We start from the raw sequence: 14009 nt of genomic DNA, 5'->3' as shown, positions 1-14009 counted from the left end.
TTTTATTTGAAACGGTACGTAATTCTACCGCGAGTTAAATCGTATGGTGACAATTCTACAGTTACTTTATCACCAGGTAAGATTCGAATGAAATGCATGCGAATTTTTCCTGATACGTGAGCAAGTACTGTATGACCATTTTCTAATTCTACCTTGAACATAGCGTTAGGTAAAGTCTCAGCAACTGTACCTTCAACTTCAATTACATCGTCTTTTGCCATTAAAGTGCTCTCCTTTCTTTGAAACAGTAACAAGCTATCATTAAACGACTTAAAAAGAACCTGTTCTGAACATCCGGAGATCGTAATCATTAAATTCAAGATGATTGACGCTAATATACATCTTTACCATTTTAACAGCAATTCAGACGAAAAACGATCATCGTGAATTTAGATAATTACTGTTTACTGTCCAGTGCATCTAGCGAGGAATGGATAGAGATAACATCCTTTAACATTACAATGCTGTCAGAATTTCATATCCCGTCTCAGTAATTGCAATAGTATGTTCGAAGTGCGCACACATTTTACCATCTACTGTGACAACTGTCCAGTTATCAGGTAATGTTTTTACATATCGCATACCAGCATTCACCATTGGCTCAACTGCCAATACCATGCCTGGACGTAGACGCGGTCCTTTATTCGGTGGACCATAATGAGGTACTTGCGGATCTTCATGTAAGTCTTTGCCGACCCCATGGCCAACATATTCTCTTACAATCGAAAAGTTACGTGATTCTGCGTACTGTTGAATAGCATGTGAAATATTCGACAAACGCTCACCCGGCTTAGCTTCTGCTAATCCCTTGTAGAGAGATTGCTCAGTCACATCAAGCAGCTCTTGATTTTCTAATGAAATCTTTCCTACTCCATATGTCCAAGCTGAATCACCGTGATAGCCACCGAATTTAGCTCCGATGTCTAAACTGATGATATCTCCTTCATTAAGCTTGCGTTCACCCGGAATACCATGAACTAATTCTTCATTCACAGAAGCACATACACTGCCGCGAAAACCATTATACCCTTTAAAAGACGGAATTGCATCATGTTGACGAATAAAATTTTCAGCAATTGCATCCAATTCTATAGTCGTAATACCTGGAGCGATATGCTTTTTTAACTCTTGATGAGTTAAAGCCACGATTCGTCCAGCTTCACGCATGACCTCAATTTCCTCTGGTGTCTTGCAAATGATCATTGCTTAACCCCAGCAAGTAATTGACGAACATCCTCAAACACAATGTTAATATCTTGATTACCATTAATATTGCGTAGATAACCTTTTTCTTGATAGAAATCAAGTAGAGGTTGAGATTGTTTAACATTAACTGAAAGTCTAGTTGAAACCGTCTCAGCATTGTCATCTGCACGTTGGTAAAGCTCTCCGCCACATTTGTCACAAACTCCTTCTTTCGCAGGAGGATTGAATACTAAGTGGTAAGTAGCTCCGCAATCTTTACAAATGCGGCGTCCAGTAAGACGCTCCATTAAAATGCTTTGATCTACATCAATATTAATCACATAATCAATTTGCTTGTTTAGTTCTTTTGTAATTGTTTCAAGAGCTTCTGCTTGGGCTACTGTTCTTGGGAAGCCATCAAGTAAAAAGCCGTTTTCACAATCTTGTTTGTTTAAACGCTCGCGCACAATTCCAATTGTTACTTCATCAGGAACAAGGTTACCTTGGTCCATAAATGATTTAGCTTTTAAACCTAGTTGCGTTCCTTCTTTAATTGCAGCTCGGAACATATCTCCTGTTGAGATATGAGGGATATCGTAATGCTCAACGATTTTTTCTGCTTGAGTACCTTTCCCAGCACCAGGAAGGCCCATTAACACTAAATTCATTTCTTGCTTCCCCCTCAGTATCTTATCCGTTTAATGGGAAAGCAGCTTGCTTCCCACTAAACAGCTTTACTTAATAAATCCCTTATAATGGCGTTTCACTAATTGACTCTCAAGCTGTTTCATTGTCTCAAGAGCTACACCGACAACAATTAACAAACTAGTACCGCCGATCTGAGCAGAGGATGGTAAGTTTGCAATTTTGATGAACAGAACCGGCAACACAGCAATTAACGCAAGGAATATCGAACCGATTAATGTCAGACGATATAACACTTTCGTTAAATAAGCTTGTGTGCTTTTACCAGGACGGATGCCTGGGATGTAGCCACCTTGCTTTTTCAGGTTCTCTGCTACTTGTTCAGGGTTAACTTGAACAAATGTATAGAAGTAACAAAAAGCAATGATTAACGCTACATACACTATCATACCAATTGGCTTAGTATAGTCAAATGTATTCTGAATCCACGTTGTTACATCATTTGGACCGAAAAATGATGCAATTGTTGGTGGTGTGATAATAAATGAAACTGCAAAGATAACAGGAATAACCCCAGCAGCATTTACTTTTAACGGTAAATGAGTGGATTGACCTCCAACAGGATTACGACCAGCTGAACCCTTTGCATATTGAATAGGAATTTTTCGTAGCGCTTGTTGGAAGTAAATAACCCCAACAATAATAGCTAAAACTGCAATCGCAATTAAAACTACCATTACGATACGAATGAATAATTGATCCCCAACGTCTTCAAATTGCTGTGCATAAATTTGATTTAATGTTGTCGGAATACCAGCTGCAATCCCAGCAAAGATAATGATAGAAATACCATTACCTACGCCTTTTGCAGTAATCTGCTCTCCTAACCACATTAAGAAGGCAGTACCTGCCGTTAACACTGTAGCAATTAGAAGATACGTAGAAATTCCTGGATTAGCGATCAATTGTCCGCCCGAAATATTGTTGAATCCTATAGACATACCTAAAGCCTGGATAAATCCAAGCACAATTGTTCCATAACGAGTTACTTGAGCTAATTTACGGCGCCCAACATCTCCCTGCTTTGACCATTCTGTAAACTTAGGTACAACATCCATCTGCAATAATTGGACGATGATGGATGCTGTAATATAAGGCATAATGCCCATAGCAAGAATGGAGAAGTTTTTTAACGCGCCGCCGCCAAATGTATTCAGAACTCCGAATACATTTAACCCATCTTGCAATTTTAGTACATCCGTATTAACACTAGGTACAGGAATAAATGTACCAATTCGGAAGACAATTAACATTAACAAAGTGAAAAAGATTTTTTGTCTTATTTCACGCACGCGCATTAAATTGGAGATTGTTTGAAACATTAGATCACCTCAACTGTACCGCCAGCAGCTTCGATAGCTTCTTTAGCAGTTGAAGAGAATTTAGCAGCTTTAACAGTTAGCTTAGAGTTTAATGTACCGTTTCCTAGTACTTTAACGCCAGCTTTTGCTTTGCTTACTAAACCAGTTTCGATTAATAATTCTGGTGTTACTTCAGTTCCATCTTCAAAACGGTTAAGAGCTTCTAAATTAACGATCGCGTATTCTTTGCGATTGATATTAGTGAACCCACGTTTTGGAAGACGACGGAATAAAGGAGTTTGACCACCTTCGAAGCCAGGTCTTACGCCACCGCCAGAGCGAGCGTTTTGCCCTTTGTGACCTTTACCTGAAGTCTTTCCGTTACCTGAACCAGTACCACGACCTAAACGGTTACGTACTTTACGTGAACCTTCAGCTGGTTTCAATTCATGAAGTTTCATTCCGGAGCACCTCCTTAGAGTGACAATTTATACTTATTGCTCTTTTACTGTAACAAGGTGAGCTACTTTGTTAATCATTCCGCGAATTGCAGGATTATCGTCTTGAACGACAGTTTGATTTAACTTACGTAGGCCAAGTGTACGAACAGTTACACGTTGATCTTCTGGACGACCAATTACGCTACGAGTAAGGGTAATTGCTAGTTTGTTTGCCATTCTATATCCCTCCCTTATCCTAACAGTTCTTCTACAGTCTTGCCACGTAGTTTTGCAACATCTTCAGCACGTTTTAGGTTAGCTAAACCGTTAAGAGTTGCACGTACCATGTTGATTGGAGTGTTTGAACCTAAAGATTTAGATAGAATATCACTTACTCCACCCAATTCTAGTACCGCACGAACTGGGCCACCAGCGATAACTCCTGTACCTTCAGAAGCAGGTTTTAAGAAAATTTGACCTGCACCAAATTGTCCAAGGATTTCGTGTGGAATAGTTGTACCAACCATAGGTACAGTAATTAAGTTTTTCTTCGCATCTTCAATAGCTTTACGGATTGCATCTGGTACCTCTTGTGCTTTACCAGTACCGAATCCAACGTGACCGTTTTTGTCACCAACTACAACTAATGCAGCGAAGCGGAAACGACGTCCACCTTTCACAACTTTAGCTACGCGGTTAACGGTAACAACACGTTCTTCAAGCTCTAATTTATTTGGATCAATACGACGCATGATTTTCCCTCCTTTTACAATTAGAATTGTAATCCAGCTTCACGAGCAGCGTCAGCTAATGCTTTAACACGGCCATGATATAAATAACCGCCACGGTCGAATACTACTTCGTTTACACCTTTTTCTACTGCGCGTTTAGCGACTAATTCGCCAACTTTGATAGCAGCTTCAGTGTTACCAGTGCTTTCTAAAGTCAGGTCTTTATCTAACGTTGAAGCACTTGCGATTGTTACTGAATTTAAATCGTCGATAACTTGTGCGTAAATATGTTGATTAGAACGGAACACGTTTAAACGCGGACGAGTTGCAGTTCCAGATAACTTCGCACGAACACGAGCATGTCTTTTTTTACGAACTTTGTTTTTATCAAGCTTCGTGATCATTTCGGGCACTCCTTTCTTTTACCTAACCGGCATTACTTCTTAGCAGTTTTACCTTCTTTACGACGTACATATTCGCCTTCGTAACGAATACCTTTACCTTTGTAAGGCTCTGGTGGACGAACGTCACGAATATTTGCAGCTAATGCACCTACGCGTTCTTTATCAATACCTTTAATAACGATCTTAGTTTGAGAAGGAACTTCGATTTCGATTCCTGTTTCAGGAGTAATCTCAACTGGGTGAGAGTATCCAACGCTCAATACTAATTTGCTACCAGATTTTTGTGCACGGTAACCTACACCGACTAATTCTAAACCACGTTCGAATCCTTTAGTAACACCTTCAACCATGTTACCTAAAAGGCTACGAGTAGTTCCGTGAAGAGCGCGGTGCTCTTTATTGTCGCTAGGACGATTAACAACTAGTACGTTGTCTTCAACTTTAATTTCGATTTCAGGGTGGAATGTACGAGTTAATTCACCCTTTGGTCCTTTTACAGTTACAGTGTTGCTCTCGTTCGTAACTGTAACACCTGCTGGAAGTTCTAAAGGCTTTTTACCAACACGTGACATAGTTACACCTCCATTCACATTTAAAACTTATTACCAAACGTACGCTAATACTTCTCCACCAGTTTGCTTTTGACGAGCTTCTTTGTCAGTTAAAACACCTTGAGAAGTAGAAACGATTGCGATACCTAAACCGTTAAGTACACGTGGTACTTCGTTAGTTTTTGCATAAACACGTAGACCAGGTTTACTGATACGTTTTAAGCCTGTAATTACACGTTCGTTATTTGAACCGTATTTTAAGAAGATACGGATAATACCTTGTTTGTTATCTTCGATGTATTCTACATCACGTACGAAACCCTCACGCTTAAGGATTTCTGCAATTTGCTTCTTAATGTTAGAAGCAGGAACTTCAATTTTCTCATGACGAACCATGTTCGCATTGCGGATACGAGTTAGTAAATCTGCAATAGGATCAGTCATTACCATATTAATTTACCTCCTTCCCAAACTTGGGTTTTACCAACTAGCTTTTTTAACACCAGGAATTTGACCTTTATAAGCAAGCTCACGGAAACAAATACGGCAAAGCTTGAATTTACGTAGTACTGAGTGTGGACGTCCACAACGTTCGCAACGTGTATACTCTTGTACTTGGAATTTTTGCTGGCGTTTTTGCTTCGCAATCATTGATTTTTTAGCCACATTTTCGCCTCCTCTGCTTAACGTTGGCAGTTATTACTTCTGGAATGGCATACCGAACTGAGTTAAAAGCTCACGAGCTTCTTCATCAGTGTTTGCTGTTGTAACAATAACGATATCCATACCACGAACTTTAGTTACTTTATCATAATCGATCTCTGGGAAGATCAATTGTTCTTTAACACCTAACGTGTAGTTTCCACGACCATCAAATGCTTTTTTAGATACACCACGGAAATCACGCACACGTGGAAGTGATACTGATACTAGTTTATCGAAGAATTCGTACATACGCTCGCCGCGTAAAGTAACTTTCGCACCGATTGGCATACCTTCACGAAGACGGAAACCAGCGATAGATTTTTTCGCACGAGTTACAACAGGTTTTTGACCAGTGATTTCAGCTAGTTCTTCAACAGCGTTATCTAAAGCTTTTGAGTTAGAAACAGCATCACCGATACCCATGTTGATTACGATCTTGTCGATTTTTGGCACTTGCATTACAGATTCATAATTAAACTTGCTAACTAGAGCAGGAGTAATCTCTTTTGTAAATTTCTCTTTAAGACGGTTCATGTGAACTAAACCTCCCTTCACATTTCATTAATTATTTATCTAAAGTTTCACCAGATTTTTTTGCTACACGTACCTTTTTGCCATCGATAACTTGGTACCCAACACGAGTTGGCTCACCAGATTTAGGATCCAACGGCATTACGTTTGATACGTGGATAGGTGCCTCTTGGCTAACGATTCCACCTTGTGGATTTACTTGAGAAGGTTTAGAGTGTTTTTTAACAACGTTCACGCCTTCAACAAGTACACGGTCTTTCTTTGGGAAAGCTGCAAGTACTTCACCTTGCTTACCTTTGTCTTTACCAGAGATAACCACTACTTTGTCGCCCTTTTTAACATGCATCCTATTCGCACCTCCTTAAAAGGCATTTTGTATTTGTTCTATATATCAATTAGATAACTTCTGGAGCTAATGATACGATCTTCATGAAGTTGTTATCACGTAATTCACGAGCAACTGGTCCGAAGATACGAGTACCACGTGGTCCTTTGTCGTCACGGATGATTACGCAAGCATTTTCGTCGAAACGGATGTAAGAACCGTCAGTACGGCGAACACCACTTTTTGTACGTACAACAACAGCTTTAACAACGTCACCTTTTTTAACAACGCCTCCTGGTGTTGCTTGTTTCACCGTACAAACGATAACATCACCAATGTTTGCTGTCTTGCGACCTGAACCACCAAGTACTTTAATAGTAAGTACCTCACGTGCACCAGAGTTGTCTGCAACTTTTAAACGAGATTCTTGTTGAATCATGTACGAAACCTCCCTTCGGATGAATCATTCTTATCCGATCTATCTTAACTATTAGATGATAACAGCTTTTTCTACAACTTCTACTAGACGGAAACGTTTAGTAGCTGATAACGGACGAGTTTCCATGATCTTCACGATATCGCCTAGTTGAGCTGTATTGTTTTCATCGTGAGCTTTGAATTTCTTTGAGTATTTTACACGCTTGCCATAAAGCGAATGCTTTTTGTAAGTTTCAACAAGAACAGTAACAGTCTTATCCATTTTGTCAGAAACTACGCGGCCAGTGTAAACTTTACGTTGGTTGCGTTCACTCATTCTGAAAGCCTCCTCTCAGACTTAATTATTTATTAGCAGCAATCTCTCTTTCACGAACTACAGTTTTCATACGAGCGATCGATTTGCGCACTTCGCGAATACGAGTAGTATTCTCTAATTGTCCAGTCGCTAATTGGAAACGAAGGTTAAACAACTCTTCTTTTAAAGCCTTAACTTTTTGTTCAATTTCAGCAGTGGTAAGGTCACGAATTTCATTAGCTTTCATTAGAATCACCACCAATTTCTTCACGTTTTACAAACTTACATTTTACAGGTAGCTTGTGTGCAGCTAAACGTAAAGCTTCACGTGCAACCTCTTCAGGTACACCTGAAATTTCAAACATTACTTTTCCAGGTTTAACAACTGCTACCCAACCTTCAGGAGCACCTTTACCAGAACCCATTCGGACTTCTAGAGGCTTAGCAGTATAAGGTTTAGAAGGGAAAATTTTAATCCATACTTTACCGCCACGTTTCATGTAACGAGTCATTGCGATACGAGCAGCTTCGATTTGACGGTTTGTAATCCAAGAAGCTTCAGTAGCTTGTAAACCGAATTCACCGAAATGTACTTCCGTACCACCTTTAGCGCGTCCACGCATTTTTCCGCGGTGTTCGCGACGATATTTAACGCGTTTTGGTAATAACATAATTATTTTCCTCCTTCCTCAGTTTTCTTTTTAGTAGGAAGAACCTCTCCACGATAGATCCATACTTTCACACCAAGTTTACCATAAGTAGTATCTGCTTCAGCGTGAGCATAGTCAATATCAGCGCGAAGTGTATGAAGTGGAACTGTACCTTCACTGTAATATTCAGAACGAGCAATATCAGCTCCGCCTAAACGACCAGATACCATTGTTTTGATACCTTGTGCGCCAGCACGCATGCTACGTTGGATAGCTTGCTTTTGAGCACGACGGAATGATACACGGTTCTCAAGTTGGCGAGCGATGTTTTCAGCTACTAGTTTAGCATCTAAATCTGCTCGTTTAATTTCAAGGATGTTAATGTGTACACGCTTGCCTGTTAATTGGTTAAGAGCTTTACGAAGTGATTCTACTTCAGTACCACCTTTACCAATTACCATACCAGGTTTTGCAGTGTGGATCGTTACGTTTAAGCGGTTAGCAGCGCGTTCGATTTCAACTTTAGAAACAGCTGCATCGTTTAAACGTTTAGCGATATATTCACGTACTTTTAAGTCTTCATGTAATAAGTCAGCGTAGTCTTTGCCAGCGAACCATCTTGATTCCCAATCACGGATGACACCGACGCGAAGACCGACCGGATTTACCTTTTGACCCATGAATTATCCCTCCTTCTTTTCTGATACCACGATTGTGATGTGGCTTGTGCGCTTGTTAATTTGGCTTGCACGTCCCATAGCGCGTGGACGGAAACGTTTTAAAGTTGGACCTTCGTTAACAAAAGCGTCAGTAATAACTAAATTGTTAGCGTCCATTTCATAATTGTGTTCTGCATTGGCAATAGCAGATTTTAATACTTTCTCAACGACTGGAGAAGCAGCCTTTGGCGTGTGAAGTAGCACTGCTAGCGCTTCACCCACTTGCTTACCTCGAATTAAATCTACAACTAAACGAACTTTACGAGGAGCAATACGTACTGTTCTCGCGACAGCTTTAGCTTGCATTTAAAAGCCTCCTCTCATATTAGCGTCTTGTTTTCTTATCATCACTTGCGTGACCTTTGTAAGTACGAGATGGTGCGAATTCACCAAGTTTGTGACCTACCATGTCTTCAGTAACATAAACTGGTACATGTTTACGACCGTCATATACAGCAATTGTATGACCAATGAACTGAGGGAAGATAGTTGAACGACGAGACCAAGTTTTTACTACTTGCTTGCTGTCAGTTTCGTTTAACTTCTCAATTTTGTTGATTAAATGGTCATCTACAAAAGGTCCTTTCTTTAAGCTGCGACCCATAAATGAACCTCCCTTCGTGATTGTCCTACGGTTCGTTTGAACCGTAGCTCAATCCCGTTATTTTTTACGACGACGAACGATAAATTTATCGGATTTGTTTTTCTTCTTACGAGTTTTGTAACCAAGTGTTGGTTTACCCCATGGACTCATTGGAGACTTACGTCCGATTGGAGCACGTCCTTCACCACCACCGTGTGGGTGATCGTTAGGGTTCATTACAGAACCACGTACAGTTGGACGGATACCTAACCAACGAGAACGACCGGCTTTACCGATGTTGATTAACTCGTGTTGTTCGTTACCAACTTGACCTACAGTTGCACGACAAGTTGCAAGAATCATGCGTACTTCACCAGAAGTTAAACGTACTAATACGTATTTACCTTCTTTACCAAGTACTTGAGCAGATGTACCTGCAGAACGAACTAATTGTCCACCTTTACCAGGTTTCAATTCGATGTTGTGTACTACTGTACCAACAGGAATGTTAGCTAAAGGAAGCGCGTTACCTACTTTAATGTCAGCTTCAGGACCTGACATAACTTCTAAACCTACTTTTAGGTTTTTAGGAGCAAGGATGTAACGTTTTTCACCATCAGCATAATGAATTAATGCGATGTTAGCTGAACGGTTTGGATCATATTCGATTGTAGCAACGCGTCCAGGTATTCCATCTTTATCGCGTTTAAAATCGATGATACGGTATTGACGCTTGTGCCCACCACCTTGGTGACGAACAGTCAATTTACCTTGGTTGTTACGACCACCTTTTCTCTTGACAGGTGCAAGTAACGATTTTTCTGGTTTGTCAGTAGTAATTTCAGCGAAATCAGAAACTGACATGCCACGACGACCATTTGAGGTTGGTTTATACTTTTTAATCGCCATCTCAATTTCCCTCCTTCTCTAGTAATCTTAAGCTTCGAAGAATTCGATTTCGTTGCTTTCTTGAGTTAGTGTTACTACCGCTTTACGACGACGGTTAGTAAGACCACTGTAGCGACCTACACGCTTGAATTTACCTTTGTAGTTCATGATGTTTACTTTTTCAACTTTTACGTCAAAGATTTTTTCGATAGCATCTTTAACCTCAGTTTTATTAGCTCTTACATCAACATCAAACGTATATTTTTTCTCAGCCATTAAGTCTGTTGAACGTTCTGTAATTACGGGGCGCTTAATAATATCACGAGGATCTTTCATTATGCAAGCACCTCCTCTACTTTTTCAACTGCGTCTTTAGTGATTACAAGCTTATCATGGTTCATAACGTCTAATACGCTTAAACCATTAGCTGCAACAACTGTTACACCAGGAATATTACGTGCTGAAAGTGCAACGTTTTCGTTAAGATCAGCAGTTACTACTAATGCTTTGCGTTCTACTGTTAGGTTTTTAAGAACTGCTACCATTTCTTTTGTTTTTGGAGCATCAAAAGAAAGAGCTTCAAGAACAACGATGCTGTTATCTTGAACTTTAGTTGATAATGCAGACTTAATTGCTAAACGACGAACTTTTTTAGGTAATTTGTAGCTATAGCTTCTTGGAACTGGACCAAATACTACGCCACCACCACGCCATTGTGGAGAACGGATAGATCCTTGACGAGCACGACCAGTACCTTTTTGACGCCATGGCTTACGGCCACCGCCTCTTACTTCAGAACGATTTTTAACTTTAGAAGTACCTTGACGTTGAGATGCGCGTTGCATTACGATCGCGTCGAAAAGTACTTTGTTGTTTGGTTCGATACCGAAAACGGCATCTTGAAGTTCGATTTCTCCAACGTTTTCACCGTTTTGGTTAAACAATGCTACTTTTGGCATTGGTTATTCCTCCTTTCTCGAAGAATTATTATTTAGATTTAACTGCAGATTTAACAGTAACTAGAGATTTTCTAGCTCCTGGCACGTTACCTTTTACTAATAAAAGATTGCGTTCTGCGTCAACTTTAACGATTGATAAGTTTTGCACAGTGATGCGCTCTCCACCCATGCGTCCTGGTAATAATTTACCTTTGAATACGCGGTTTGGAGCTACAGGGCCCATTGAACCTGGGCGACGGTGGTAGCGAGAACCATGAGACATAGGTCCGCGAGATTGTCCGTGGCGTTTAATAGCACCTTGGAAACCTTTACCTTTTGAGATTCCTGTTACATCAATTACATCGCCTTCTGCGAAAATATCAACCTTGACTTCTTGACCAACTTCATATGCTGAAGCGTCCACACCGCGTAACTCACGGATGAAGCGCTTAGGAGCAGTATTAGCTTTAGTAGCATGTCCTTTTGCAGGTTTGTTAGATAGTTTTTCACGGATATCTTCGAAACCTAATTGGATTGCTTCGTAACCGTCTGTCTCAGCGTTTTTAACTTGAAGAACTACGTTAGCAGAAGCTTCAATTACTGTTACTGGGATCAAGTCACCATTTTCAGCAAATACTTGAGTCATACCGATCTTTCTTCCTAAGATTCCTTTGGCCATTAGTCACACCTCCTAAGTATCTTTTCATTCTTTATTTTAAATTAAAGTTTAATTTCGATATCTACACCAGATGGTAAGTCTAAACGCATTAATGAATCAACAGTTTGTGGTGTTGGATTCACGATATCAATTAAGCGTTTATGCGTGCGCATTTCGAACTGCTCACGAGAATCTTTATATTTGTGTACTGCACGTAGAATTGTATAAATTGATTTTTCAGTCGGTAATGGAATCGGACCAGATACAGCCGCACCAGAACGTTTTGCAGTTTCTACGATTTTCTCAGCAGATTGATCAAGAATTCTGTGATCATATGCTTTTAAACGAATGCGAATTTTTTCTTTTGCCATTATTTTCCCTCCTTTTTCGCCTATTTTACAATAGACATTCTCCGCGGAAATTTCCCCACACTCGCCATGGCAAAGCGGCCGGGTGTGTCGGCAACCTTCCGCATCATCGCAGTCAAAGACCAACATTTTTATTATACTAAAAATGGGTTCATATTGCAACAATAAAGTTAAAAAACTTTTTTATGTGTCGCACACTTTTTTCATTATATATAAAAGGAGATCATTTTGCAAGTGTAATAGTAAAAACTATCTTTACCTTTTATCACCAAATAAAAAAGGAGTAGGTTACCCTACTCCCTTTACTGAAACGAGAAATTACTCGCTAATTTTAGCTACAACGCCAGCGCCTACTGTACGTCCACCTTCACGGATTGAGAATTTAGTACCTTCTTCAATCGCGATTGGAGCGATAAGTTCAACAGTCATTTCGATGTTGTCGCCAGGCATTACCATTTCTACGCCTTCAGGTAAGTTACAAATACCAGTTACATCAGTTGTACGGAAGTAGAACTGTGGACGGTAGTTTGTGAAGAATGGAGTGTGACGTCCACCTTCGTCTTTAGAAAGAACGTATACTTCAGCAGTAAATTTAGTGTGTGGAGTGATTGAGCCTGGTTTAGCTAATACTTGTCCACGTTGGATTTCTTCACGTGCTACACCACGAAGTAAAGCACCAATGTTGTCGCCAGCTTCAGCATAGTCAAGAAGCTTACGGAACATTTCTACACCTGTTACAGTAGTAGATTTTGGCTCTTCAGTTAAACCGATGATGTCGATAACGTCACCAACTTTAACTTGTCCACGCTCTACACGACCTGTAGCAACTGTACCACGACCAGTGATTGAGAATACGTCCTCAACTGGCATCATGAATGGTTTTTCAGTGTCACGTTCTGGAGTTGGGATGTACTCATCAACAGCGTCCATAAGCTCGATGATTTTAGCTTCCCAATCAGCTTCGCCTTCAAGAGCTTTAAGAGCAGAACCTTTGATTACTGGTACATCGTCACCAGGGAAGTCGTATTCAGAAAGAAGGTCACGTACTTCCATTTCTACTAATTCAAGTAGCTCTTCGTCGTCTACCATGTCACATTTGTTTAAGAATACAACTAGGTAAGGTACACCTACTTGACGAGAAAGAAGGATGTGCTCACGAGTTTGTGGCATTGGACCATCAGCAGCAGATACTACTAAGATACCGCCATCCATTTGAGCAGCACCAGTGATCATGTTTTTAACATAGTCAGCATGTCCTGGGCAGTCAACGTGTGCATAGTGACGAGTGTCAGTTTCGTACTCAACGTGTGCAGTTGAGATTGTGATTCCACGCTCGCGCTCTTCTGGAGCAGCGTCGATCATGTCGTAAGCCATTGCTGCACCTTTACCACTTTTCTTAGCAAGAACAGTAGTGATAGCAGCTGTTAAAGTTGTTTTACCATGGTCAACGTGACCAATTGTACCGATATTGGCATGTGTTTTTGAACGGTCGAATTTTTCCTTAGCCATTCGAAAATCCTCCTTAAAATTCATGTAGTTTATGTTTTATGAGGCCGTGAAAGGGAATGAGCTCCACTTTCACAGCGTACATAAG

At 40.3% G+C, this 14009-nt stretch carries 26 protein-coding genes; all 26 read right to left on the bottom strand.

Annotated features, from left to right (window positions below; genetic code table 11):
- Window positions 1–2 precede the first annotated feature (2 nt).
- The 26 genes from infA to tuf all read right to left on the bottom strand — a co-directional run bounded on the left by infA (window position 3) and on the right by tuf (window position 13924).
- Entirely contained in the window at window positions 3–221 is a 219-nt protein-coding gene (infA, locus tag LAV82_RS29015) for a translation initiation factor IF-1 (RefSeq protein ID WP_010285101.1), read from the bottom strand.
- A gap of 235 nt (window positions 222–456) precedes the next feature.
- Window positions 457–1203: a type I methionyl aminopeptidase gene (gene map / locus LAV82_RS29010; RefSeq protein WP_014462024.1), complete on the bottom strand. Its 747-nt coding sequence runs from the start codon at window positions 1201–1203 to the stop codon at window positions 457–459.
- Window positions 1200–1853 (bottom strand): adenylate kinase, encoded by a 654-nt coding sequence (locus tag LAV82_RS29005; protein WP_013054948.1) that lies wholly within the window; start codon window positions 1851–1853, stop codon window positions 1200–1202. Before LAV82_RS29005 ends, map begins: the two co-directional genes overlap by 4 nt.
- A 66-nt stretch (window positions 1854–1919) precedes the next feature.
- On the bottom strand, window positions 1920–3212 hold the full coding sequence (secY, locus tag LAV82_RS29000) for a preprotein translocase subunit SecY (protein ID WP_211079453.1): 1293 nt from the start codon (window positions 3210–3212) through the stop codon (window positions 1920–1922).
- Window positions 3212–3652: a 50S ribosomal protein L15 gene (gene rplO, locus LAV82_RS28995; RefSeq protein ID WP_057240831.1), complete on the bottom strand. Its 441-nt coding sequence runs from the start codon at window positions 3650–3652 to the stop codon at window positions 3212–3214. The genes secY and rplO overlap by 1 nt, the downstream gene beginning before the upstream one ends.
- A gap of 33 nt (window positions 3653–3685) precedes the next feature.
- Entirely contained in the window at window positions 3686–3868 is a 183-nt protein-coding gene (gene rpmD, locus LAV82_RS28990) for a 50S ribosomal protein L30 (protein WP_013054945.1), read from the bottom strand.
- A gap of 14 nt (window positions 3869–3882) precedes the next feature.
- Window positions 3883–4383, bottom strand: coding sequence for a 30S ribosomal protein S5 (gene rpsE, locus LAV82_RS28985; RefSeq protein WP_013054944.1), 501 nt, complete (start codon window positions 4381–4383; stop codon window positions 3883–3885).
- Between the two features lie 20 nt (window positions 4384–4403).
- Entirely contained in the window at window positions 4404–4766 is a 363-nt protein-coding gene (gene rplR, locus LAV82_RS28980; protein WP_013054943.1) for a 50S ribosomal protein L18, read from the bottom strand.
- A 32-nt stretch (window positions 4767–4798) separates the two neighbouring features.
- Entirely contained in the window at window positions 4799–5338 is a 540-nt protein-coding gene (rplF, locus tag LAV82_RS28975; protein ID WP_013054942.1) for a 50S ribosomal protein L6, read from the bottom strand.
- A gap of 30 nt (window positions 5339–5368) precedes the next feature.
- Window positions 5369–5767: a 30S ribosomal protein S8 gene (gene rpsH / locus LAV82_RS28970; protein WP_013054941.1), complete on the bottom strand. Its 399-nt coding sequence runs from the start codon at window positions 5765–5767 to the stop codon at window positions 5369–5371.
- A gap of 30 nt (window positions 5768–5797) precedes the next feature.
- Window positions 5798–5983: a type Z 30S ribosomal protein S14 gene (locus LAV82_RS28965; RefSeq protein ID WP_013054940.1), complete on the bottom strand. Its 186-nt coding sequence runs from the start codon at window positions 5981–5983 to the stop codon at window positions 5798–5800.
- Window positions 5984–6016: 33 nt separating this feature from the next.
- The gene (gene rplE / locus LAV82_RS28960; RefSeq protein ID WP_013054939.1) at window positions 6017–6556 is read right to left on the bottom strand and encodes a 50S ribosomal protein L5; all 540 of its coding nucleotides are present in this window, start codon (window positions 6554–6556) and stop codon (window positions 6017–6019) included.
- Between the two features lie 31 nt (window positions 6557–6587).
- Window positions 6588–6899, bottom strand: a complete 312-nt coding sequence (gene rplX / locus LAV82_RS28955) for a 50S ribosomal protein L24 (protein WP_013054938.1) — start codon at window positions 6897–6899, stop codon at window positions 6588–6590.
- Between the two features lie 49 nt (window positions 6900–6948).
- Window positions 6949–7317 carry a 50S ribosomal protein L14 gene (gene rplN / locus LAV82_RS28950; protein WP_013054937.1) on the bottom strand — a complete coding sequence of 123 codons (369 nt, stop codon included), beginning with the start codon at window positions 7315–7317 and terminating at the stop codon, window positions 6949–6951.
- Between the two features lie 51 nt (window positions 7318–7368).
- Complete coding sequence (gene rpsQ / locus LAV82_RS28945) at window positions 7369–7632, bottom strand: 30S ribosomal protein S17 (RefSeq protein ID WP_013054936.1); 264 nt, start codon at window positions 7630–7632, stop codon at window positions 7369–7371.
- Between the two features lie 25 nt (window positions 7633–7657).
- Entirely contained in the window at window positions 7658–7858 is a 201-nt protein-coding gene (gene rpmC / locus LAV82_RS28940; protein ID WP_013054935.1) for a 50S ribosomal protein L29, read from the bottom strand.
- On the bottom strand, window positions 7848–8282 hold the full coding sequence (rplP, locus tag LAV82_RS28935; RefSeq protein ID WP_034654907.1) for a 50S ribosomal protein L16: 435 nt from the start codon (window positions 8280–8282) through the stop codon (window positions 7848–7850). The genes rpmC and rplP overlap by 11 nt, the downstream gene beginning before the upstream one ends.
- Before the next feature lie 2 nt (window positions 8283–8284).
- Entirely contained in the window at window positions 8285–8941 is a 657-nt protein-coding gene (gene rpsC / locus LAV82_RS28930) for a 30S ribosomal protein S3 (RefSeq protein WP_013054933.1), read from the bottom strand.
- Window positions 8942–8944: 3 nt separating this feature from the next.
- Window positions 8945–9286: a 50S ribosomal protein L22 gene (gene rplV / locus LAV82_RS28925; RefSeq protein WP_013054932.1), complete on the bottom strand. Its 342-nt coding sequence runs from the start codon at window positions 9284–9286 to the stop codon at window positions 8945–8947.
- Window positions 9287–9305: 19 nt separating this feature from the next.
- Window positions 9306–9584: a 30S ribosomal protein S19 gene (gene rpsS / locus LAV82_RS28920; protein WP_013054931.1), complete on the bottom strand. Its 279-nt coding sequence runs from the start codon at window positions 9582–9584 to the stop codon at window positions 9306–9308.
- 57 nt (window positions 9585–9641) lie between these two features.
- Entirely contained in the window at window positions 9642–10472 is an 831-nt protein-coding gene (gene rplB, locus LAV82_RS28915) for a 50S ribosomal protein L2 (RefSeq protein WP_013054930.1), read from the bottom strand.
- A gap of 27 nt (window positions 10473–10499) precedes the next feature.
- Window positions 10500–10787, bottom strand: a complete 288-nt coding sequence (gene rplW, locus LAV82_RS28910) for a 50S ribosomal protein L23 (protein ID WP_013054929.1) — start codon at window positions 10785–10787, stop codon at window positions 10500–10502.
- Window positions 10787–11410 (bottom strand): 50S ribosomal protein L4, encoded by a 624-nt coding sequence (gene rplD / locus LAV82_RS28905; protein ID WP_013054928.1) that lies wholly within the window; start codon window positions 11408–11410, stop codon window positions 10787–10789. The genes rplW and rplD overlap by 1 nt, the downstream gene beginning before the upstream one ends.
- A gap of 28 nt (window positions 11411–11438) precedes the next feature.
- Window positions 11439–12068, bottom strand: coding sequence for a 50S ribosomal protein L3 (gene rplC / locus LAV82_RS28900; RefSeq protein ID WP_013054927.1), 630 nt, complete (start codon window positions 12066–12068; stop codon window positions 11439–11441).
- Window positions 12069–12109: 41 nt separating this feature from the next.
- The gene (rpsJ, locus tag LAV82_RS28895) at window positions 12110–12418 is read right to left on the bottom strand and encodes a 30S ribosomal protein S10 (RefSeq protein WP_013054926.1); all 309 of its coding nucleotides are present in this window, start codon (window positions 12416–12418) and stop codon (window positions 12110–12112) included.
- 315 nt (window positions 12419–12733) lie between these two features.
- Complete coding sequence (gene tuf, locus LAV82_RS28890; RefSeq protein WP_013081371.1) at window positions 12734–13924, bottom strand: elongation factor Tu; 1191 nt, start codon at window positions 13922–13924, stop codon at window positions 12734–12736.
- Between the last annotated feature and the right edge of the window lie 85 nt (window positions 13925–14009).

It is taken from the genome of Bacillus sp. ILBB4 (assembly GCF_035064545.1).
Taxonomy (GTDB): domain Bacteria; phylum Bacillota; class Bacilli; order Bacillales; family Bacillaceae_H; genus Priestia.
This window is presented reverse-complemented; position numbering and strand designations above follow the sequence as displayed.

Excerpts from the sequence above, each read along its gene's own strand:
- rplN (WP_013054937.1), bottom strand. The coding sequence starts at position 7,317 with ATGATTCAACAAGAATCTCGTTTAAAAGTTGCAGACAACTCTGGTGCA.
- rpmD (WP_013054945.1), bottom strand. The coding sequence starts at position 3,868 with ATGGCAAACAAACTAGCAATTACCCTTACTCGTAGCGTAATTGGTCGT.
- rplE (WP_013054939.1), bottom strand. The coding sequence starts at position 6,556 with ATGAACCGTCTTAAAGAGAAATTTACAAAAGAGATTACTCCTGCTCTA.
- rpsC (WP_013054933.1), bottom strand. The coding sequence starts at position 8,941 with ATGGGTCAAAAGGTAAATCCGGTCGGTCTTCGCGTCGGTGTCATCCGT.
- rplD (WP_013054928.1), bottom strand. The coding sequence starts at position 11,410 with ATGCCAAAAGTAGCATTGTTTAACCAAAACGGTGAAAACGTTGGAGAA.
- rpsS (WP_013054931.1), bottom strand. The coding sequence starts at position 9,584 with ATGGGTCGCAGCTTAAAGAAAGGACCTTTTGTAGATGACCATTTAATC.
- rpmC (WP_013054935.1), bottom strand. The coding sequence starts at position 7,858 with ATGAAAGCTAATGAAATTCGTGACCTTACCACTGCTGAAATTGAACAA.
- rpsH (WP_013054941.1), bottom strand. The coding sequence starts at position 5,767 with ATGGTAATGACTGATCCTATTGCAGATTTACTAACTCGTATCCGCAAT.
- rplC (WP_013054927.1), bottom strand. The coding sequence starts at position 12,068 with ATGGCCAAAGGAATCTTAGGAAGAAAGATCGGTATGACTCAAGTATTT.
- tuf (WP_013081371.1), bottom strand. The coding sequence starts at position 13,924 with ATGGCTAAGGAAAAATTCGACCGTTCAAAAACACATGCCAATATCGGT.
- rplX (WP_013054938.1), bottom strand. The coding sequence starts at position 6,899 with ATGCATGTTAAAAAGGGCGACAAAGTAGTGGTTATCTCTGGTAAAGAC.
- rplO (WP_057240831.1), bottom strand. The coding sequence starts at position 3,652 with ATGAAACTTCATGAATTGAAACCAGCTGAAGGTTCACGTAAAGTACGT.
- rplP (WP_034654907.1), bottom strand. The coding sequence starts at position 8,282 with ATGTTATTACCAAAACGCGTTAAATATCGTCGCGAACACCGCGGAAAA.
- secY (WP_211079453.1), bottom strand. The coding sequence starts at position 3,212 with ATGTTTCAAACAATCTCCAATTTAATGCGCGTGCGTGAAATAAGACAA.
- rpsQ (WP_013054936.1), bottom strand. The coding sequence starts at position 7,632 with ATGAGTGAACGCAACCAACGTAAAGTTTACACTGGCCGCGTAGTTTCT.
- rplR (WP_013054943.1), bottom strand. The coding sequence starts at position 4,766 with ATGATCACGAAGCTTGATAAAAACAAAGTTCGTAAAAAAAGACATGCT.
- rplV (WP_013054932.1), bottom strand. The coding sequence starts at position 9,286 with ATGCAAGCTAAAGCTGTCGCGAGAACAGTACGTATTGCTCCTCGTAAA.
- rplW (WP_013054929.1), bottom strand. The coding sequence starts at position 10,787 with ATGAAAGATCCTCGTGATATTATTAAGCGCCCCGTAATTACAGAACGT.
- rplB (WP_013054930.1), bottom strand. The coding sequence starts at position 10,472 with ATGGCGATTAAAAAGTATAAACCAACCTCAAATGGTCGTCGTGGCATG.
- rpsJ (WP_013054926.1), bottom strand. The coding sequence starts at position 12,418 with ATGGCAAAAGAAAAAATTCGCATTCGTTTAAAAGCATATGATCACAGA.
- map (WP_014462024.1), bottom strand. The coding sequence starts at position 1,203 with ATGATCATTTGCAAGACACCAGAGGAAATTGAGGTCATGCGTGAAGCT.
- LAV82_RS29005 (WP_013054948.1), bottom strand. The coding sequence starts at position 1,853 with ATGAATTTAGTGTTAATGGGCCTTCCTGGTGCTGGGAAAGGTACTCAA.
- rpsE (WP_013054944.1), bottom strand. The coding sequence starts at position 4,383 with ATGCGTCGTATTGATCCAAATAAATTAGAGCTTGAAGAACGTGTTGTT.
- rplF (WP_013054942.1), bottom strand. The coding sequence starts at position 5,338 with ATGTCACGTGTTGGTAAAAAGCCTTTAGAACTTCCAGCAGGTGTTACA.
- infA (WP_010285101.1), bottom strand. The coding sequence starts at position 221 with ATGGCAAAAGACGATGTAATTGAAGTTGAAGGTACAGTTGCTGAGACT.